This is a genomic window from Thaumasiovibrio subtropicus, from assembly GCF_019703835.1.
GTDB lineage: Bacteria > Pseudomonadota > Gammaproteobacteria > Enterobacterales > Vibrionaceae > Thaumasiovibrio > Thaumasiovibrio subtropicus.
Genome location: NZ_AP023055.1, coordinates 320,963 through 340,234, shown reverse-complemented (window position 1 = coordinate 340,234; position 19,272 = coordinate 320,963). Strand labels below are relative to the sequence as shown.

Below are 19,272 nucleotides of genomic sequence, written 5' to 3'. Positions count from 1 at the left end.
ATTCATAATTACTGACGCGTTTCAATTAATAATATATAACTCACTAAAATACACACTTATTCGCCTTGTTTATTAGCCACTGTTAGACACTTATATACTCAGAGCCCTAGTTCACTTCTGAATCTTGCCTATATGGATAATACTCGCCAGAGTTTAACTCTAAAAACGTGAACGGACCTCGGTAGTCATCCATCGAAGCAGTATCGATAAATTGGCTGTTTGCGACATGCACAACATGCTCACTGCGCGTATGTCCATGAATCGTCAGGTCAACATTCTCAACAACGCCGGCTGGTTCGCCTTTAATCCGTGTCCTCCCCCATATCCAACGTGGGTTCACTCGCATATCGCCTTGCCATTGCTGCATTTCCGTCCAATCGAGGCTATGCGGCTGCGCGTGACTAATGCCGACCGTGCGACCATCTGAGAGCAAACAGGTCATCGCGCAAGGCATAGATTCCACTACCTCATTCAGTGCCACTAGTTCTTCGTAGCTGTACGCTTTGGTCCAATCGGCACCATTTTTAAACCAAATGTCGATCAAGCGCTGCTGTTCTGGACTGCGGTCGCGCTTCGTCCACACAGACATCGCATTCGACATCATTAATTCATGATTTCCGGCAACCGAAATAAACCACGGATGGGTAGCAAGAAAAGTTAAGGTCTCCGCAGACTGGGGCCCACGGTCGATCAAATCTCCAACCGCAATAACGAGATCTGTTGAAGGATTAAAACCAATCGCTGTTAAAGCAGATTTGAAGCAATCCAACTTGCCATGGATATCTCCGACGACAAACACACGCTGATACCGCGTTGTATCCACAAACTGATGACGAAACTCCATTTACACTCTCTATTCCCTAATGCAGTCACAAAAAACTAGCACAAGCAGAGCATGCGGCAAGCGACACGATGGCAAAGCTTACCTAGGAGTAGCCATGAGCTAAGAAAGTGATGCTTTCGCAGGACACACAACTCGGGTATCAGAATCAGTAGACATCAGACAATACCTTGGCTGGTCATTCGCGCGGTTCAACATCAATCCCCAACTCTTTGCGCTTTTTCTTACTCAAACCCAATGCCACTAAACGGTAAGACTCGGTGATGTAATACTCCAACTCTTCATCCAGTTCCCCATCAGTATCCGTTTGCTGAATCCATTTCATGCCACGTGTTGCAAAATAAGGGGCTGGTTTATAGCCATCTTTATGACTTAGAAATTCGAAGTTTAAATCCGAGGTTTTAAACGTGTATGCAGGCTTATCATCGCCCCACCCTCCAATAGCAAAAACCTTCCCGGCCACTTTCCATACCTGTGCATTCCCCCATTGCACAACATGGGAAGTCGCCGTAAATCTCTCGCAAAACGCATTAAAGGAATCGTAATCCATTATGTGGTTCTCTTGATGCTAAGTGTTGACTCTCTACGCTCTCAAAACCCTGACTGTTTCTCAATCTTTTTGATCACAATTTGCGTTAGGATGTACAAAATCCTGACAGGTAAACTCACGGAATTTAACCGTGCGTTTTCGATCATTTAGCGGCGAGTTAGCGACAGTTTGAGCCCACAGGCAAATTTGTTTGCCTTAGCAAATAACACTTTACATCAGAGGGTTTTGTCCCCCACTATGCAGTCCTGTTAGACTTTTCAGGTGTCCTTCTTTATGGCTTTTGGCAACTTGATAGCAGCACTCTCTTTTGCGCTTTGGGGATTGTTACCACTTTACTACCAATACCTCCCTTCTCCCGATATGAACGAGCTTCTTGCCTTGAGGATTTTGGTCTCTGTGCCTTGTGGCATTTTGATGGTGTTCGCGTTTAAGAAGGCCTTACCCAAGCTGACAACAATATGAAAAGATAAACGATCGCTACTCTTTTGCTTTATCGCCGGATTCATGATGTCAGGATCTTGGTATGCGTTCACTTGGGCGATGACCAATGGGCAGGTGCTCGAAGCAAGCTTAGGTTTTTTCATTAATCCCATCATGGTCATCGCACTCGGTGTGTTTGTCATGAAAGACAAACTGACCTCGATGCAAGTCATGGCCTTACTTTTGGCGATAACCGGTATTGGCTATCAAGTCTGGCATTATGGTGAACTCCCCATCATTGCCCTCTTTATGGCAACTTTTTTTACGCTATATGGTTGGGCAAAAAAGCAAATTCAGTTTGATGCGATGACCTCGCTTTTTCTTGAAGCGTTAACACTTGCCCCTTTTGCGCTGGCGTTCATGATTTGGAAAAGCACCACCAACGGCAGCATTGCATTTAACGCTGACACCATGACAACTTGGCTCTATTTAGGTGCTGCGCCAACAACCTTACTGCCGCTCGTCTTCTATTCTATTGCTGTAAAACGAACGACACTGTCTATGGTTGGCTTCATGCAATACATTGAACCCAGCTTGCAATTTTTGTTGGCGGTTTGGGTATTCGGAGAAGTGTTTGATGAGGAAAAAGCTGTCACATTTGGCTTTATTTGGTTCGGTCTGTTCCTTACGATTATCGAAGGTGCAGTCAGAATGCGGCGTACCGCACTCACACAATAACGCATGTCGTAAGACGTCAACACTATACCCAAGCCAGCTTGGTTGTTAAGGATGGCCAAACAAACGAAAGTTCCAGTTTTCGACATCTCCTGTTTGCAAACGCTTATCCACTTTATCCATCCAACTGCGTGATAGACGTTGCTGCGTTTGCAACTGTTTCAGTCCATCTTGATTCAACGGGTCGCCGAAAAATAGATCACACACCGCTTTTACCGTCATTGCATTGTCTGTGCGCTCAATGAGACTCAAAGGTGCATCAACACTCACCCATCCGGGTTGAATGACACGATAAAGCCAACCACAGCGGCTAATATTCTGCATCTCAACAGAGATAGCTTCGACACCCCAGCGTTTATTCAAGGTCAAGCAAGGCGATCGCGGTTGAGATACTTCAACAATGGCATCTCCCCATTGATAGCGATCACCAATACAGACCGTCTCTTCTGTCATGCCCTCTGTTGACAGGTTTTCACCCATACCAGGCGCTTGCCAACCCGAGATGTCGGGAAAACGCGCCTGCCAATATGCGTAATGCTCCCGGGGATATTGATGCAGCGCCCTGTCAGGGCCACCATGGTGCTTCTTATCTGCGCACTCATCTCCCTCTAAACCCAGTTCGCTTAAGTAAAGCCTCTCTTTAACACCTTGTTTGTTGATCGCGGTCTCCATGCCAAAACTCTGCATAACCTTGCCACGATAAACACCAAAAAGAGTGATAGTGGATGACATCTATATCTCCTGAACAGCGAAAAGAGTACTGAAGAGTAAAAGGCGAGCAGTCAAATAGCAATGTGTCGTAAGCTTTCACAACCCCAATCTTACAAAGGCTAACACACTGGCATCCAACCTAATGAAATAGCACTGATCACCGCGACAACAACGCCAGATAGCAATCCAGCAGCGATAGCAATTCCACGGCCAAGATAGATCCAAGGCTTTGTCATTCCGCTTCTCCTTGACTAGCAATAGATTGGGCATTTTATAAGAATGCGATAGAACTGGTCATCAAGCGCGCAATATTGTCCAAGCCAACCGGTTAAAAGTTGGTTAAAGTAGACGAATAATGCATTGAGTTCGCGATTAGGAATCCGCCATGACGACAATAGACAGCTCCAAAGCAGAAAACCGCTTTCGCTATACGCGCAGTCCGTTTATCGATGGCGTCACTTTTCTGAATGCGCAAATGCACGACTTTAGCTACGACAAACATGCTCATGAAGAGTTTAGTTTTGGGGTTACCCTCTCGGGTCGACAGGACTTTTTCTGTAGCCGAAGTTTCCACAAAAGTGCACCCGGCAACATCATCATCTTCAACCCAGAAGAAGTTCACGATGGCCAGCCCGGTGGCGACGACACGCTAAAATACGGCATGCTTTATATTCACCCCGAGCAGCTTTTTGGTCCGCTTGCCGCGGCGGGCGCAAAGCAACCGAGAGATTTTCGGTTAACCGACACGCTGTTTAACGATGTCCAACTGCGGCATAATCTTTTGGCTTTAATGTCCCAGATTGATCAAGGCAATACACTAGAGCAAGACGCTCACATACATGCGATCGCCGCACGTCTCGCTCAGCTCGAAGGCCAGTATTTGCCTAATCAGACAACCAGAAAAAGTGACCGCCTGATTCAAACCGCGAAATCCTTTGTACAGGCCTCATTTCAACAAGACATTACCATTGAAGATATTGCCCAAACAGCAAACATGTCGAAGTATCACTTCATTCGTCTGTTTCGCACCCAACAAGGCATTACCCCTCATCAATATGTAATCAACTGCCGGGTCAACTACGCCAAACGGCGGCTCGAGAAAGGTGATGATATCAACACTATCGCGCTTGACAGTGGTTTTTCTGATGTCAGTCACCTCAACCGCCGATTCAAACCGTTTTTCGGACTCACGCCAAAGCAATATCAAATGGCGTATTTAGCCACTCGCTAGCACCTCACGCCACCGCGACAACGTGAACCAGTCACCATTCGGTTGCTGCAGACTCGTGCACCCCAAAATTACCACCATAAAAAGAGGTTAAGGAGCCAACATGTTAGAGATATTTTTCTACGCCATCATCATTATGTATTCGCCCGGGCCAGTTAATATGATTGGCCTAAACACGGGAATTCAAGGTTTATTTCGCCAATATATGCCATTTTGTGGCGGTGTTGCATTGGCGATGTACCTACTCTTCAATGGTGTCAGTCTCATCAGCCATCACTTTGTCCCTGACGACTTTCTTCCCTATATCAGTGTTATTGGCAGCAGTTATATCGTCTACCTCTCGTTAAAAGTCTGGCGTTCTGCGAACAACGTAGCAGCCAATAATTCGCCTCAAGCACTCAGCTTTCGGGATGGATTTTTCATGCAGTTGTTGAACCCCAAAGCCTTTGTCGTCATCTTGCCCATCGTCACAATCCAGTTTCCTGCTGCGGGCATTACTGGCTTAAAAGCCTTCCTAATTTGTACGTTAATGGGGCTCCTCGCCTTTGGCGCTCCCGCATCCTATGCCTTTCTCGGCAACTTCATTGGCGATAAACTGCAAAGCCCAACCTTGTTGGCAGGCATCAGTCGCACACTGGCGGGGTTGTTATTTCTTGTTGGTCTCTCCATTGGCTATGAGCACGCGTTTTTGCACTGGTATGCAGGAACATCAGCATAAAAAGGGGAAGCGGCTAAGAAGCAAACCTTCCTCTATAACATCCTGAAAATTCGTGCCTTTTAGCATATCCGTGAATATACTCAATAGGCTTCACAAGCTTACCTTGCCAATAACACACTCACGCTACTTCAGAGATAGCAACAAAGGAAGAACCATGCGTATAGCCATGATAGGACTGGGCGATATTGCTCAGAAAGCGTATCTACAGCCGCTGAGCCAATCAAAGGACATTGAGCTCGTCCTTTGCACACGCAATGCCGACACACTTAACCAACTCGCCAGCCAGTATCGTATTCCTCATACTGTCACTGACTATCAAGACTTATTCAGACTCAACCTTGATGGGGTGATGGTTCATGCCGCGACGTCAGTGCATCCGCAAATTGCGCGCTACTTCTTAGAGGCAGGCATCCCCGTTTTTGTCGACAAACCATTAGCCGACAGCGCAGCCCAATGTGAAGCATTGTATGAGCTAGCCGAAAAAAAACAGACCCCGCTATACGTTGGTTTTAACCGTCGCCATTTACCGCTTTTGAACCAACATGCTCAAGATCTTTGCGATGAACCGAGCAAAGTAAGTCATCTTCGTTGGGAAAAGCATCGCGCAAATCTGCCGGGGGATTTACGCACTTTCATCTTTGATGACTTTATTCACCCACTCGACAGCATTAATCTATTCGCCAAAGCCGACCTCGATGATGTCGCACTGCATTGTCAGTGGCACGGAGAGCAATTACGTCGCATTGATATCCAGTGGCAACACAACAACACTTTACTCAGTGCCTCAATGGATCGCATGCACGGTGCAACCAAAGAGCACATCACAGTCGAAACAGAAAACCGCACGTTGCGACTCGACAACTTCTTATCCGGTACCGTTTACGAGCAAGGTGCAGCGACTCAAGTTCAAACCCCAGATTGGATGCCAATGTTAGAAACCAAAGGCTTTCACGGTATGCTTGATGAATGGAAAGCGGTCATTCAAACCGGCAGCGTAGACAGCCGTCAGATCGCACGAAATCTGGCCTCTCACCAGCTAGCGGAAGCGATTTGTCGTAAACTGGCTCGATAAACGCCAGTTTACGCCCCCTTATCTTAGCTCTAGTACTTAGCTTCAATAAAAATGCACCCGTACAGTGGGTGCATTTTCGTCTTCATACATCTTCATTTTCATACTATAGCGACAAAGCGCGTGCAATCAGGCAGTTATTTCTGGCGCATTGCAAACACCGCCAAACCCGAGCCGATAAAGGCCACGCCTGCACCAATGTTTAATCCTGCCATCATACGCGGTTTCGCTTCTAACCAGCGCTGTAAGTGAGAGGCGCATACGCCCATCAATGCAAACCCTACCCCGGTTAGTAACGCAAACCATCCCCCATAAGTGAGCATCTGCATAGTCACTGAGCCCAGTTCTGGGTTCACAAACTGAGGCACAAACGCAAGCACAAACAGTCCCGGCTTCGGATTCAACGCAGCAGACAAAAAGCCAGTGGAAAAAATCGTCCAAAGCGGTTGGCGTTTAGCAGGCGACAGCGAAAACAAGTTTCGATGGCGTAACACTTTCACACCAAGCCAAATCAAGTACATCGCCCCAACCGCCTTCACCACCATAAACGCAACTGCTGAGGTCTGGATAAGCATCGTCATCCCAAACGTGGCCGCCATGACATGAAAAATAATCCCACAACCTGATGAAGCCCCCGACACTATCGCGGCCAACTTCCCTTGGCTCAATCCACGGCCGATCGCCAACAGGTTATCGGGCCCCGGCGATATCACGAGCAATAAACACGCTAAGGTATACGGCACCACCACTTCTATCGGAAACATCACTACATCCTCTGTATTTTTCGAGACTCTCGTTTTTATCAATAAGTCCAGACTGGCCAAAAAACAACCGCGCCGCGATACAATTGCGACTAAATAAGGCACTTCTAACAAATCTTTACAATGGTAGCCCGCGAGAAGCGTAATCTAACATCGACTGGTGCCATGACCTTACAAGGACATTCAAGTAGTCTCAAAAACCCTGTTCAGCAAGGATTTCTAAGCATTTTAGCGAAGCAGTGTACGAGTGGTGTGATGCTTCAAGTTGGGAGCCTGAAGCCTTGTTTATATTAATTCAATCTCTAGACGATATACTCAAATCCGTTCGAGGTGGTTTCAGTTTACCCCTTACTCTATTGTAAAAAAGGCGTTTCGCTTCTCTTCCAACTGGGTCATACGCCATAGCGACTGCTCAAGATTATAGTGAACTTGAGGGTTATCGCACCCGACACAAATAGCGACTTGTCTATCGACTAGCTTATCAATCGACTCTTCTACATGACGACTGTGCGGGTCATCCTCCCATAACAAAGACTCTGGCATCAGATAACGGAAAAGTTGGCGTTTTGCCTGTTCTAAATGGGTCTCACTCACGCGGTCCTCCTTGGCTGTCACGAGATAAACCAGTCGACATCAACGAACTCGCCTACTCAATAACCACAGTAATTTTATGGTTGGAAGCATTTAAACCCGTTTTTGTCTACTCACGCCATGCGCCAGATAACAGTTTGAGTAACTTCGCTTCGCAAATAATCCCGCTCGTCATCGCACTGAGATACAACGCAAATTATCCCGCAAAGAGAGGGTATCTTGCGGCGAAAACTGAGGGTTAAAACAACGCACATCACTTCGACTTGAGATACTTCACATGCGCTTCCATTTCATCACCAATTTGCTTACGCATCTCAATTAAACGCAACGCGGAATCTCGCAGAGCAATGTCTTCTTCGTTTTTGGGGATCCATTCGGGCACGGGCGTTGGCTTACCTAGCTCGTCAACGGCCACCATGATCACAATACAGTGTGTTGTCAGTCTGCTCTCAAGTAACTTAGGATCAGCGGCTTGCACATCAATCGCAATATGCATTGATGATTTGCCGGTATAAATCACTTTGGCACTGACCTCAACTAAGTTGCCCACTAAAATGGGGGAGACAAATCGAATACCACCTGCATACGCCGTTATACAGTACTTACCACTCCAACCAGCAGCGCAAGCGTAGGCCGCTAAGTCGATCCATTTCATGGCGGCGCCGCCATGGACCTTGCCGCCAAAATTAACATCTGCAGGTTCGGCTAAAAATCGCAAGGTCACTTCACGTTGTTGCTTACTCATCATTACGAGCTCTTATTAAGTAACTAACTTAACAATAGCATCATCTGCATCGAAATATCAGAAATGCACTTAAAGTGCATCAAATTTTCATTTCGCTTGTTAATATAAATGGGAGTCACGCACGAGTAACTATTCGACTCAAATCCATTTTGACACTATTGCGATTGCAAACCAGCTCCCTCCGAGCTGGCTTTTTTTAAACGCCAAAGACAACCATTAACATCGTCGAAATAATGCTAAGTCACCTATTTCTTAACGCTATTATCAACACCCCACTCAAAAACATCAACATTATCACTACTTGTAATCAGCCTAAATAACTCAGCTTTCAAAGCTAGCCATTTGAAATTTATCGTTCATCAATCACTCTGTCTTTGAAATATTGAGTCGCGCACTGTCAGTGCATGGCCAAAATTTTCATTGTGATATTTTTCTTTGGTTCCTATTACTTCCTGTTCCCGGAATCTCAATGATGAATAAAAATCTAATTACACTAGCGACGCTTATTGCACTTTCTCCAGCATTAATTGCAAATGACGATGTGCAAGATATGTCTGATCCTTTAGCCGTCTACACACAAGTGGGCGCTGGCTATACTGACCGTGGTCTAAACCTAAAACTGGGTCAAACCTTTGACACTGGTTCGGATACCACCATGGGCATGAATATTCTTGAACTCAAAGGCGCAATGGGTGATACCTTGGGCTGGCGAGATTATGCCAACGACGGTATTGATAGCGTTCGATTCCGCCGATTTGGTGTCGATTTAACCAATGGCCGTGGCACACAAATTGATACCAGCTATGACTTCAATACCGAAATGGGTTCAATCTCCTACAGCTTTATTCAATCCTTACCTGCACTTGGCGCATTTCAAATGTTTCCACTTGGTGGCGTCGGCGCCGCTTTTGGTAACAACATTGTTGGTGATAACCTAGAAACCCAGAGTGGTTACTCTGTACCAGGCACTTTCGCGGTAGTGGGTACTTACACCAAGCTCACCATCACCGATAACATCTGGTTCAACTATAACCCAATGTGGATGACAACCTTGTCTGGCTCTGAGCTCTACAAAAACCATGCATTTGGTCAAGATAATAGTTCAGCCTTGGCACATGAAGTCGCGGCTTCCTACCAATTCAACCCGCGTTTTAACGTGCGTTATTTTGCGAACTGGACTGAGCACACTAAGTTCAAAGATGGCGAACACCGCATCGAGTTTAACTACCAACTATAAGCTTCTTCCGGAGAGGCATGAACGACTCATGCCTCCCATATCGGCATCTCTACTCTTTCTTGAGAAGCACCACTGCACTTGTATTTTGACCACTATACTCAAACCACCTCAAGGTGCAGGCTGAACAAGCATCTTGAGGTAGTTTGAGTATATCGCGTCACGCCACTTAAAAAGTGGCGTTTTTTATGGCTAAAATCGATAAGAGAAAGACCCGCCTACTTTGCGATTGCTACCAAAGTCATCTTCCGATGAAACGGCATACATGTTAAAAGATGCCTGTTCATTGAGCTTATAACTCACCCCGGCTCCGCCCCAATAGCTACGATACTTTTCTGAACCCAATGCACCACCAGCAAAAGCGAGTACCGTCCAGTTGGAACTGCCGAGTGGACGGAGCCCGAACATGCCCACATAGCCACTGTGAAACTTACTTCTGACCATGGTGTACTCATTCGGTGAATCGAGATCCAGCATTGCCACTTCGCCTTGGTTATAGCCATATCCCGCCATAGGAAATAAGTTCCAACCCGCAGGTGCAATGTCAAAGTAACTCAGCGGTACAAAGGTGCCGACACTGTAATTATTCTTGTAGCCTTCATTATCATAATCCGTGCGGCTAAAATTAAAGTTAAGGATACCCACATCAAACAACCAAGAACCGCCAATCCGCCACTCACCCTCTTCATTCACTCTGGCGGAAACCATTCGAGCATCATCGAGCCCAAGCGATCCAGAAATGGAGGCAACATCGCTGTATCCCACACCAACCTTGGTCACAATACGGGTCGGGTCTTCATGATGTTTTTCATCCGCACTCACGCCAGCACCAATAAATAAAGCGATAAAACTCGCAATTGATAAATATTTCATCTTCACATCCTCTGGTTCAGCTTGGAAACAGGAAAAAGCTGAATAATAGTGCGGTATTCTAATTAGACGAAGATGATTAACATGCACTCACAGTGCATTATCAATATTAAAATTAGTTGCAATGGCGAATATATTAGAGATGTTAGATAACAATCATAATAGGCAACAATAATCGCACCTTGACATTACATAGATATAAGTAAAGTTTAACAACAAGATCTCTTTAACATGATCTTGAATAAAGTTCCGTACTTCTATAATTAAATTACCCTGCCGACGCACTCAGAGTGCATTTCTAATTTATTTCATTCGATACCATGACGCCCTCTATTTATACTGAGTGATGTCATGAAAAAGACCCTTATTTCTCTTGCACTTCTTTCTGCTTTTTCTTCTGTCGCAACGGCGGGAAGTATCGCACTTCACGAAGTCGCGACTTTCGACAGTGTCGCGTCTGCGGGAGCAGCGAATGCAACCAACCGTAAAGATGCCTCAGCGGCGATCACGAGTCCTGCGGGCTTAGCCGCCATCGAGGACCGTAGTTGGTCTATCGGTTTACAGTACATTGATGCCGCTAATGAGCAAGCAGGGACATTGATGAGCAAAAATCAGCCAAGTTTCGCCTTGGTTGGAAAAGGTGAAAACCAAGCGCTCGCACCATCGCTTGCTTATGCTCAGCGTATCAACGATGAATGGGTTGTCGGCGCATCTTTACACGCAGATGGTGGCCTTGGAATGGATTATGACGGCGGCCTCATCGGTGCAGGTCTCGTGGACGCCATGGCACTGGAAGTTGCTAACCTCAATGTTTCTGCGGCCTACCAAGCGACACCTGAGCTTTCTCTTGGTGGCGCGATTGTCGCTCAACATCTCATGGTTTCAGCGGAGGCGTTTCGTGCCGTCTCTGGTGATACCGTCGAGGTCGCAGGTGACACCACATCGACCAAGCTGAGCTTTATCTTATCAGGTATGTACGATCTTTCTGAACGCACTTACCTTGCCGCCAACTATCACCACAAGATTGATCACTCAGGTAAATCGATGGGTCTCGATATTAACGGCCAGCATGTTGCAGATATGGCCATTAACACCGTATGGCCATCACGTTTGAGCTTTGGTCTTCACCATGCTGTGACAGATGCGGTTAACCTTAAACTCGCTACGGGTATCGAGTTTTGGTCGCAATACGACAAAACCTCCCATCCGAACGCCAAAGATGTTTACCACTTTGCTGCAGCGTTTGATTACAGCCACAACAGTTGGACCTATCAAGCAGGGGCACGTCTCGATTCAAAAGTGTTAAACAAAGAAGATTTCACCCCTGATTTTGCAGTGGGGCGTCAGTGGGCGCTAGGGCTTGGAGCAGAAAAAACGTTAACCAATGGGCATCGCGTTGCGCTCGCCTATGAGTTCCGTGACTTTGGCACTCCTGATGTCCATTACCACTATGACCTCAGCGCGTTAGACGCAGGTAAATGGGATTACGTTGGCCAGTTCAACAAAAACCGTCTCCATATTCTCAGCCTAACTTATGCCTACTAACGCAAGTTAGTTGGACCTCGCTGTACGACTCACAGGGAAGTGATGTCACCTCTGTACCTTTAATTTTTACCAAAGGTAATACTATGAAACTGACAAAAAACCTCATTGCTTCGGCAATATTGGGGTGCTTTTCTGTGCAACTACAAGCCAATGTCATTGACCTTGAGTCGCTTTACCAAAAAGCGGTGGAAAATGATGTCTTGGTTTCCACCGTCGCGTTGCGCACTAAAACGGCCGATCATGCTGTCGATGTTCAGCGTGCAAACTTATTGCCGCAAATCAATGCCTACTTTGCCGTTCAAGGATTAAAAGATAGCCGCGAACTGGAAGCTACATTTGGTGGTACAGGCAGTGCCGTTGAACTGGGTGCCAATCTCACCCAGAGCCTTTACAACCCGGCAGTGAAAGTCGGAGTAAACATTGCAGAGCAGAATGCAAAAAGTGCCGCCTTGTTGCTAGACAAAGCAAGGGATGCCCTCATTTTGCGCACCACGCGTGCCTACTTTAACGTACTGCGTGCGGATGAACTCATTCATGCGGAAGAAGCCAATATTCAAGCGCTAGAAGCCTTTCTAGCCCAAACGCAACTGCGCTTGAAACTGGGGGTCGCCTCTGAGGTAGATTACCAAGAAGCGAAAGCGCAGCACGATAATGCGATTGCCCGTCGAATTCGTGCTCAAGCTATGCGAGACAAGCATCTTGACGCGCTGACTACCTTAACGAACCAAACCTTTACCGGAGTTGAACCACTCGACACCGAACGCTTCAGTGCAAGTTTACCCAGCAGCCCGTCATACAGCTCATGGCTAGAGCACGCCATGACAAACAGTATCGATATACAGCTGAGTTTATCAGGTATCGACACTGCCAAACTGCAATTGACGCGAGCTAAATCTGGCCATCTACCGACCGTTAGTCTCATTGCTGGCGTTCAGCAGGGACTGCACGGCAAGGTGAAGGCCAATTTACCGCAAGGCGGGACAACTGAGGTTGCCTTAAATGAGCACTTAACCTCAGCCGATGTCACTGTCGCGGCCAACATGCCGCTCTATCACGGGGGGCGAACCACAGCGCTCGTTGAGATTGCGAAAACAGAATTAGACATCGCTTATCAAGTGCAAGAAGAGACCCGTCGCCAAGTCTCGGAGCAAATTAAAAACAGTGAACGCGGCGCGCGTACGGCCAAAGAGTCATTGCAGGCTTACGGTCAAAGCTTGAACTCCTCTCAGGCGGCCCTGCTTGCGGTCCAAAAGGGCTACGAAGTGGGAGCCCGCACTATGACTGAAGTGCTCACCGCGACTGGCCACGTTTATACCGCTCAGACACAAGTCGCGCATGCCCGCTATGACTTCATCGAGCAGGCATTGCTATTGAAGTTCGTTGCTGGCGAACTTTCTGAAGACGATATCACTAACATCAACGCTGGCTTGCAGTCGACCAACCGTCACTAATTTGAGGTAATCATGAAAAAACACTCTTTCTCCCTTGCAACTGTTGCGATTGTCCTATCGACACAAGCGATGGCGCAAGGCGTCCCTGTAAAAGCGACCATAACAGAGCGTGGCTACTATCAACCTACGCTCGTCGCCACGGCGAAATTCGAAGCACAAGAACACGCGAACCTTACCCCGCGTGTTTCTGGATACCTGACCCATCAACGCTATCTTGATGGTAGCCACGTCGAAAAAGGGGCTGTTCTTTTCGAAATCGATGCCACACCTTATCAGTTGGCCCTCGATGCTGCGCAAGCACAAAAACAACAAGCTGACGCCGCATTGGCACAAGCAACGCTTACCTTCAATCGCGTTAAAGAGCTGCAAGGTGCAGGCGGTGCGACCCAAGCGGACTTAGATGATGCCACCGCGGCTCTCGCCATGACACGTGCAGGTGTCGCCTTGGCCACAGCGGCACTCAACAAAGCCAAAGATGATCTTTCACATACTCAAGTTCGCGCGCCTTATGCTGGCACACTCGGCAAAGCACGCTTCTCAATTGGTGACATGGTGTCGCCAGCAACAGGATCACTGATTGACATTGCTCAACACGATCCGATCAATGCCAACTTCTCAGTAAGCCATGCGGATTTTAATCAATTCCGTATCGACCAAGCGGGTGCTGTCACCATTTCGCTCCAAGAACGCGCTGACGCTGGCGAACTCACGTTTGTTGATAACAAGATCAATGCGAACTCAGGCACCATTGCGCTGGCTGCGACGTTCGACAATGCCGACAACACGCTAAAACCGAACCAAATTACACGCCTCACATTAGAGAGCAGTGATGCACTTGAAGGCGTTTGGATCCCGCAAACAGCGGTAACCCAAGATTTAACCTTGCAATACGTCTACATCATCAACGCCGAGCAGACCGCAGAGCGTCGAGAAGTTAGTATCCGTGCCCAGCAAGGCAACCAAGCGTTTGTGACAGAGGGACTGACTGTCGGCGAGCAACTCATCACGGATGGTCTCATGCGTGTTCGTCCCAACATGCCTGTCAATGTGAAGTAAGGAGAGGCCCAACGTGTTAAGTCGTTTCTTTATTCATCGGCCAAAATTCGCCTTCGTCATTGCCATTGTCATGGCACTGATTGGTGCGATTGCGATAAAAATGATGCCGGTCTCTGACTATCCCGATATCACGCCACCTGTGATCAACGTGATCGCGGTCTATCCGGGTGCAGATGCCGAAACCATTGAAGGGGTTGTTGCTTCTGCCATTGAATCCGAAGTCAACGGTGTCGATGGCATGCTGTATATGGACTCACGCTCTGCCAACGATGGCTCGTATCGATTACAAGTGACCTTTGAGATCGGCACCGATGCTGACATGGCGCAAGTCAATGTGCAGAACCGGATCGCCGCCGCACTGCCTGCTCTTCCTGCCATTGTTAACAATATGGGTGTGCGCGTCTTTCAGGCGTCTTCAGATATCTTGTTAGCGCTTGCGGTCTATTCACCCGAAGAGACCTACACGGAAACACACATCAACAGCTGGGTTGAGCTCAACCTGCTTGATCGCCTTGTTCGAATCCCGGGTGTTGGGGAAGCAACCATTCTGGGTACCAGTTATGGTATGCGAGTGTGGCTCGACATCGACCAGATGCAAGCGCTGAATGTGACCACCAGCGAAGTTCGCCAAGCGCTGCTAGATCAAAACTCGCAAGTCCCTGCTGGCTCACTGGGTGCAACGGTAACCAGCGATCAAATTGCCTTGCAAGTGCCATTGCTGGGTCAAGCTCGCCTCAGTGAAGTGACCGAGTTTGAATCCATCATGGTAAAAACCGCGCCTAATGGTAGCAACATCTACCTTCGTGATATCGCCGACATCGAATTTGGCAACGATCGCTACGAATCCTATGCGCGCCTGAACGGGCAAGAAGCCGCCATCATGACCATCTCCCTCGCACCGGGCGCTAATGCGATTGAGACGGGGGAAGCTGTCAAAGCACTACTGGCTGAGGTAAATTGGCCGCATGACATGGACTACGCGTTCCCATTCGACATTACCGGATTTATCGAAGACTCGATCTCTGATATCACGGAAACCCTGCTGATCGCTGCGATATTGGTCGTACTGGTGACTTACCTCTTTCTTGGCAGTGTTCGCGCGACTCTCGTCCCCTTAGTTGCCATACCTGTATCACTGGTAGGCACGTTCTTTTTCATGGACGTCATTGGATTTACCATCAATACCATCACCTTGTTCGCGTTGATCCTCGCCATCGGTATCGTGGTGGATAACGCCATTCTGGTGATCGAAAATGTTGAACGTATCTTAAATGAAAGGGTAGACCTCACCCCGGCGCAAGCGACACTCGAAGCGATGAATGAAGTCACTGGCCCCATTATCGCATCAACACTGGTGATGCTAGCGGTATTCCTGCCAGTTAGCTTCCTGCCGGGTATTACCGGTGAAATGTTTGCCCAGTTTGGTCTAACAATCTGTATTGCACTGGTGCTTTCAGCCGTCAATGCGCTGACGCTGTCACCGGCACTGTGTGCCTTGATAATGAAACGTATCGACAGTCATCCACGTTGGTTCCTCGTATTCAATAAAGGCTTTGATAAAGTCACCGCTGTCTACGGCAAAGCCGTCACACTAGTGGTGCGCAAAGCTGCTGTTTTAACACTCGTGTTTGTTGGCACCCTCGCGACCATGGTGATGCTTAACCGTGGAATTCCGACGGCGTTCGTCCAAAACGAAGATAAGGGAAGCATGCTCGCCATTGCATCCTTGCCTGATGGCGCATCGCTTCACCGCACCACCGAACTCACCAAACAGTTAGAGGCGATTATTCTGGCTGATCCAGCGGTAGATAATGTCGGCGGAGCGGTCGGTTTTGGCTTATTAACCTTTACACGCAGTGCCAATGCCGCCACTTTCTTCGTTGACCTCAAACCTTGGGAGATGCGCCGTGAACTCGAAGGGGATAACACAGCACCTGCGGTACAACAGCGCTTAAACGCGGCCTTTAGCCAGCTACCCGAAGGTGTCGCGATGGCGATTACACCACCGGCAATCCCTGGTATTGGTAGCGGGTCTAATCTTGAGTTCATGCTCCAAGATACCCTCAGCCGTCCAAAATCTGAGCTCGCGAGCACCATGCAGCAACTCGCTGTCGCTGCCAATGAACAGCCTGAGTTACAAGGCGTTTTCTCGATGTTCCGAGCTAACGTACCGCACTTCTACATCGATATCGATCGTGAAAAAGCGCGTCAATACGGGGTGACTGTTTCCGCCATCAATGATGTCGTCATGAGCAGCATGGCCCAATCGCGAGTGAACGATTTTTCACTGTGGGGTAAGACCTTTTACGTCTATGTGCAAGCTAAGGCGGAACAGCGAGTACAAGTCGAAGATATTGGCCGCTTGCACGTTCGTACCGCATCTGGCGACATGCTGCCACTGTCTGAACTTGCACGAATCAAACCCGTGCTCGTCCCTGACGTGACAAACCGCTACAACATGCTGGCAGCAACCAAGATGTTTGTTGGCACCGCGCCGGGTTACTCATCAGGCCAAACCATAGAAGCGATGGAACGTGTCGCTGCAGAAGTGCTCACTGATGGCTACACCTACGAGTGGACGTCCATGGCACTGCAGGAAAAGATGGCAGGCAACGCCATTGCCTATGCGTTTGTATTGGCATTGATCTTTATCTACCTGTTCTTGGTCGCCCAATATGAGTCTTGGGCCTTGCCCGCAGCGATTATCATCGCCGCCCCTACCGCAGCATTAGGTACCATGGCAGGGCTTGCAATGGCAGGCATGGCTTTGACGCTTTACGCTCAAATTGGTCTTGTTTTGCTGATTGCTATCGCAGCCAAGAATGCCATTTTGATTGTTGAGTTTGCCAAGTTAAAACGCGAAGACGAAGGTCTAGAGATCGAGCAAGCGGCGATTCTTGGCGGCACCATGCGTTTTCGGGCGGTCAACATGACATCATGGTCTTTCGCATTAGGTATCGTGCCGATGATTTTCGCCAACGGCGCAGGCTCTGTGGCACAAAACAACATGGGCGTTGCACTCGTGGGCGGTATCCTTGTCATCATGACGTTGGGTGCCATCATTACTCCTGGGTTCTATGCCGTATTCCAGAAATTACGAGAACGCGTTAAGCAACCTCGTGCAGTGGTTCGCACTTAACCGTTAAAACAACACAGTGGCTCTCATTGAGAGCCGCTGTCCAGACTTGGAGTAACAGACTTGGTTTATTATGATGGTTTACCCTACTGCTTGCGCGCGGCGATCGTGGCAACGATCACCGCAATCGTTGTTTTGTATGCCTGTAAAAAGTACTGGTAATTCAAAGCCTCATTAATACACCGCTTTCAACTCGATTAACTCGTTGCTATCCAAGCAATAAAAGTCACTAAAATCGGTTTTGGTACCTGGCGCATCTAACATTTCCGCCTTTTCGCCCGGTATCAATGTATGGGCAATACCACCGCTCGTGCTGCTGGTACTACTGTGTATGATTTCATAACGGCCAGTCAGCTCGACGGTTTTGCTATCTCGCCCAACACTGACATAGGTACACCCGATAAAGCTTTCAAAATAGACCACATCGCAAGCCTCGCCGCGACAATCCGCCCGGGTGATATCATCCGCCGAACCAAACGCGAATGCAGTATTTACCGCACACACACTCATTAACACACCCAACAAAAGTTGTTTCATAACTCCCCCCTACAACAAACGGGCAACATTATATACACAAACAACGTCAAAAAGCTGGTTTAGCGATAACTTCAATGCTTATACTCAAGGGGATTGAGTATATTCTCATTGATTGGCTATCACACTGGTATTTTTGCCGCTTCGCTTTGCCGTATAGAGCGCGTTATCAGCGCGCTGGTAAATCGACTCAATACCCGTGTCATGCACATCAAACTGACTTGCTCCAATACTGACGGTAATCGACAGCGGCAGTTGTGGATCATTAAAACGCATCGAAGCCACTACTTCGTTGAGACGACGTGATAAAGCCTCGCCTTCAGCGCCTTGCGATGAGCAATGAAGGATGCCGAATTCATCACCCCCCAAGCGCCCAATAATGTCACTTTCTTTCAGAATCGAACGACACGCATCGGCAACACGTTTTAACACTGTGTCTCCAATTTGATGGCCATGCTCATCATTGATCGTCTTAAAGTTATCGACATCGAGCAGCAAGAAAGTGGCATTCACTCTTTCGTGCTGAAAAGCCTTAAAGGTTTCATTTAAACAAGCCAAAAGCTTACGGCGATTAAACACCTCTGAGAGAGGGTCCATTTCCGCTTGATACACCAGCTTTTGCTCTAGTTTACGTCGCTCAGTAATGTTTCTTGCTATCCATACGACAGCCTTTTCGCCGTAGCGACGTGTTTGCAACGGGCTAACTCGACCTTCAAACCACTGCTCACCAACGGGCCCAGAAGAAACGTCAACGGGTTTGACTTCCTCACCTGATAGGGAATACTCAAATACTTGCAGTGTGTTGGCGACTAGCGCCTCATGGATTTTGGACTTAAACCAGTGTGCCTTCCGCTCAGGTAGTACATCAAAAAGAGTCAGCCCCTTAAGTACTGAACCATCGTGATATTTTGACGTTTCATCACCTCCTAATACGCTGGCATACTTTCCTGATTCAGTAATAACGAACACCATATCTGGCAGCGCAGCAATAATTGCTTCAAAGTCATCTGATTTATCTGGATCCATATTAAATCCCAAGCGCGGTATCCTGGCGCAGTCGTTTAAGCAGACGAGTAA

17 protein-coding genes and 1 pseudogene are annotated in these 19,272 nt (G+C 47.9%); 9 read left to right on the top strand and 9 right to left on the bottom strand.

The annotated features are described in order from the left end of the window. Positions 1–106: 106 nt before the first annotated feature. A complete protein-coding gene (locus tag TSUB_RS17810; protein WP_087024115.1) occupies positions 107–844 on the bottom strand; it encodes a metallophosphoesterase in 738 nt (245 codons plus the stop codon). Between the two features lie 175 nt (positions 845–1,019). After that, positions 1,020–1,391: an MmcQ/YjbR family DNA-binding protein gene (locus tag TSUB_RS17805; protein ID WP_087024117.1), complete on the bottom strand. Its 372-nt coding sequence runs from the start codon at positions 1,389–1,391 to the stop codon at positions 1,020–1,022. Between the two features lie 273 nt (positions 1,392–1,664). On the opposite strand from TSUB_RS17805, the pseudogene rarD reads away from it, so the two are divergent. Further along, positions 1,665–2,549: pseudogene (rarD, locus tag TSUB_RS17800) on the top strand (EamA family transporter RarD). A 45-nt stretch (positions 2,550–2,594) separates the two neighbouring features. On the opposite strand, the gene TSUB_RS17795 reads toward rarD, so the two are convergent. Continuing rightward, complete coding sequence (locus TSUB_RS17795; protein ID WP_087024119.1) at positions 2,595–3,278, bottom strand: MOSC domain-containing protein; 684 nt, start codon at positions 3,276–3,278, stop codon at positions 2,595–2,597. 364 nt (positions 3,279–3,642) lie between these two features. Here TSUB_RS17795 and TSUB_RS17790 point away from each other — a divergent pair, with 364 nt between their 5' ends. From TSUB_RS17790 to TSUB_RS17780, 3 genes are all read left to right on the top strand, one after another. After that, the gene (locus TSUB_RS17790; protein WP_087024121.1) at positions 3,643–4,488 is read left to right on the top strand and encodes an AraC family transcriptional regulator; all 846 of its coding nucleotides are present in this window, start codon (positions 3,643–3,645) and stop codon (positions 4,486–4,488) included. Between the two features lie 100 nt (positions 4,489–4,588). Next, on the top strand, positions 4,589–5,203 hold the full coding sequence (locus TSUB_RS17785) for a LysE family translocator (RefSeq protein ID WP_087024123.1): 615 nt from the start codon (positions 4,589–4,591) through the stop codon (positions 5,201–5,203). A 154-nt stretch (positions 5,204–5,357) separates the two neighbouring features. Next, positions 5,358–6,275, top strand: a complete 918-nt coding sequence (locus tag TSUB_RS17780) for a Gfo/Idh/MocA family protein (RefSeq protein WP_087024125.1) — start codon at positions 5,358–5,360, stop codon at positions 6,273–6,275. Between the two features lie 134 nt (positions 6,276–6,409). Here TSUB_RS17780 and TSUB_RS17775 read toward each other — a convergent pair whose 3' ends face one another. From TSUB_RS17775 to TSUB_RS17765, 3 genes are all read right to left on the bottom strand, one after another. After that, positions 6,410–7,036, bottom strand: coding sequence for a LysE family translocator (locus TSUB_RS17775; RefSeq protein ID WP_087024127.1), 627 nt, complete (start codon positions 7,034–7,036; stop codon positions 6,410–6,412). 345 nt (positions 7,037–7,381) lie between these two features. After that, positions 7,382–7,627: a hypothetical protein gene (locus TSUB_RS17770; protein ID WP_087024129.1), complete on the bottom strand. Its 246-nt coding sequence runs from the start codon at positions 7,625–7,627 to the stop codon at positions 7,382–7,384. A gap of 250 nt (positions 7,628–7,877) precedes the next feature. Beyond that, a complete protein-coding gene (locus TSUB_RS17765; RefSeq protein WP_087024133.1) occupies positions 7,878–8,369 on the bottom strand; it encodes an acyl-CoA thioesterase in 492 nt (163 codons plus the stop codon). A gap of 469 nt (positions 8,370–8,838) precedes the next feature. On the opposite strand from TSUB_RS17765, the gene TSUB_RS17760 reads away from it, so the two are divergent. Next, on the top strand, positions 8,839–9,606 hold the full coding sequence (locus TSUB_RS17760) for a hypothetical protein (RefSeq protein ID WP_414718394.1): 768 nt from the start codon (positions 8,839–8,841) through the stop codon (positions 9,604–9,606). 189 nt (positions 9,607–9,795) lie between these two features. Here TSUB_RS17760 and TSUB_RS17755 read toward each other — a convergent pair whose 3' ends face one another. Continuing rightward, a complete protein-coding gene (locus tag TSUB_RS17755) occupies positions 9,796–10,476 on the bottom strand; it encodes a hypothetical protein (RefSeq protein ID WP_087024131.1) in 681 nt (226 codons plus the stop codon). Between the two features lie 348 nt (positions 10,477–10,824). Here TSUB_RS17755 and TSUB_RS17750 point away from each other — a divergent pair, with 348 nt between their 5' ends. The 4 genes from TSUB_RS17750 (at position 10,825) to TSUB_RS17735 (ending at position 17,664) form a co-directional block, all read left to right on the top strand. Continuing rightward, a complete protein-coding gene (locus TSUB_RS17750) occupies positions 10,825–12,018 on the top strand; it encodes an OmpP1/FadL family transporter (protein ID WP_087022721.1) in 1,194 nt (397 codons plus the stop codon). A gap of 83 nt (positions 12,019–12,101) precedes the next feature. Then, on the top strand, positions 12,102–13,469 hold the full coding sequence (locus TSUB_RS17745) for a TolC family outer membrane protein (RefSeq protein WP_159064941.1): 1,368 nt from the start codon (positions 12,102–12,104) through the stop codon (positions 13,467–13,469). 12 nt (positions 13,470–13,481) lie between these two features. Further along, positions 13,482–14,525 (top strand): efflux RND transporter periplasmic adaptor subunit, encoded by a 1,044-nt coding sequence (locus TSUB_RS17740; RefSeq protein ID WP_087022727.1) that lies wholly within the window; start codon positions 13,482–13,484, stop codon positions 14,523–14,525. A 13-nt stretch (positions 14,526–14,538) separates the two neighbouring features. Next, positions 14,539–17,664 carry an efflux RND transporter permease subunit gene (locus tag TSUB_RS17735; RefSeq protein ID WP_087022730.1) on the top strand — a complete coding sequence of 1,042 codons (3,126 nt, stop codon included), beginning with the start codon at positions 14,539–14,541 and terminating at the stop codon, positions 17,662–17,664. 171 nt (positions 17,665–17,835) lie between these two features. Here TSUB_RS17735 and TSUB_RS17730 read toward each other — a convergent pair whose 3' ends face one another. Continuing rightward, positions 17,836–18,198 (bottom strand): hypothetical protein, encoded by a 363-nt coding sequence (locus TSUB_RS17730; protein WP_087022733.1) that lies wholly within the window; start codon positions 18,196–18,198, stop codon positions 17,836–17,838. A 105-nt stretch (positions 18,199–18,303) separates the two neighbouring features. Then, entirely contained in the window at positions 18,304–19,221 is a 918-nt protein-coding gene (locus TSUB_RS17725) for a sensor domain-containing diguanylate cyclase (RefSeq protein ID WP_087022736.1), read from the bottom strand. Positions 19,222–19,272 lie beyond the last annotated feature (51 nt).

Excerpts from the sequence above, each read along its gene's own strand:
- TSUB_RS17755 (WP_087024131.1), bottom strand. The coding sequence starts at position 10,476 with ATGAAATATTTATCAATTGCGAGTTTTATCGCTTTATTTATTGGTGCT.
- TSUB_RS17810 (WP_087024115.1), bottom strand. The coding sequence starts at position 844 with ATGGAGTTTCGTCATCAGTTTGTGGATACAACGCGGTATCAGCGTGTG.
- TSUB_RS17805 (WP_087024117.1), bottom strand. The coding sequence starts at position 1,391 with ATGGATTACGATTCCTTTAATGCGTTTTGCGAGAGATTTACGGCGACT.
- TSUB_RS17780 (WP_087024125.1), top strand. The coding sequence starts at position 5,358 with ATGCGTATAGCCATGATAGGACTGGGCGATATTGCTCAGAAAGCGTAT.
- TSUB_RS17730 (WP_087022733.1), bottom strand. The coding sequence starts at position 18,198 with ATGAAACAACTTTTGTTGGGTGTGTTAATGAGTGTGTGTGCGGTAAAT.
- TSUB_RS17725 (WP_087022736.1), bottom strand. The coding sequence starts at position 19,221 with ATGGATCCAGATAAATCAGATGACTTTGAAGCAATTATTGCTGCGCTG.
- TSUB_RS17750 (WP_087022721.1), top strand. The coding sequence starts at position 10,825 with ATGAAAAAGACCCTTATTTCTCTTGCACTTCTTTCTGCTTTTTCTTCT.
- TSUB_RS17785 (WP_087024123.1), top strand. The coding sequence starts at position 4,589 with ATGTTAGAGATATTTTTCTACGCCATCATCATTATGTATTCGCCCGGG.
- TSUB_RS17775 (WP_087024127.1), bottom strand. The coding sequence starts at position 7,036 with ATGTTTCCGATAGAAGTGGTGGTGCCGTATACCTTAGCGTGTTTATTG.
- TSUB_RS17740 (WP_087022727.1), top strand. The coding sequence starts at position 13,482 with ATGAAAAAACACTCTTTCTCCCTTGCAACTGTTGCGATTGTCCTATCG.
- TSUB_RS17790 (WP_087024121.1), top strand. The coding sequence starts at position 3,643 with ATGACGACAATAGACAGCTCCAAAGCAGAAAACCGCTTTCGCTATACG.
- TSUB_RS17795 (WP_087024119.1), bottom strand. The coding sequence starts at position 3,278 with ATGTCATCCACTATCACTCTTTTTGGTGTTTATCGTGGCAAGGTTATG.
- TSUB_RS17760 (WP_414718394.1), top strand. The coding sequence starts at position 8,839 with ATGATGAATAAAAATCTAATTACACTAGCGACGCTTATTGCACTTTCT.
- TSUB_RS17765 (WP_087024133.1), bottom strand. The coding sequence starts at position 8,369 with ATGAGTAAGCAACAACGTGAAGTGACCTTGCGATTTTTAGCCGAACCT.
- TSUB_RS17745 (WP_159064941.1), top strand. The coding sequence starts at position 12,102 with ATGAAACTGACAAAAAACCTCATTGCTTCGGCAATATTGGGGTGCTTT.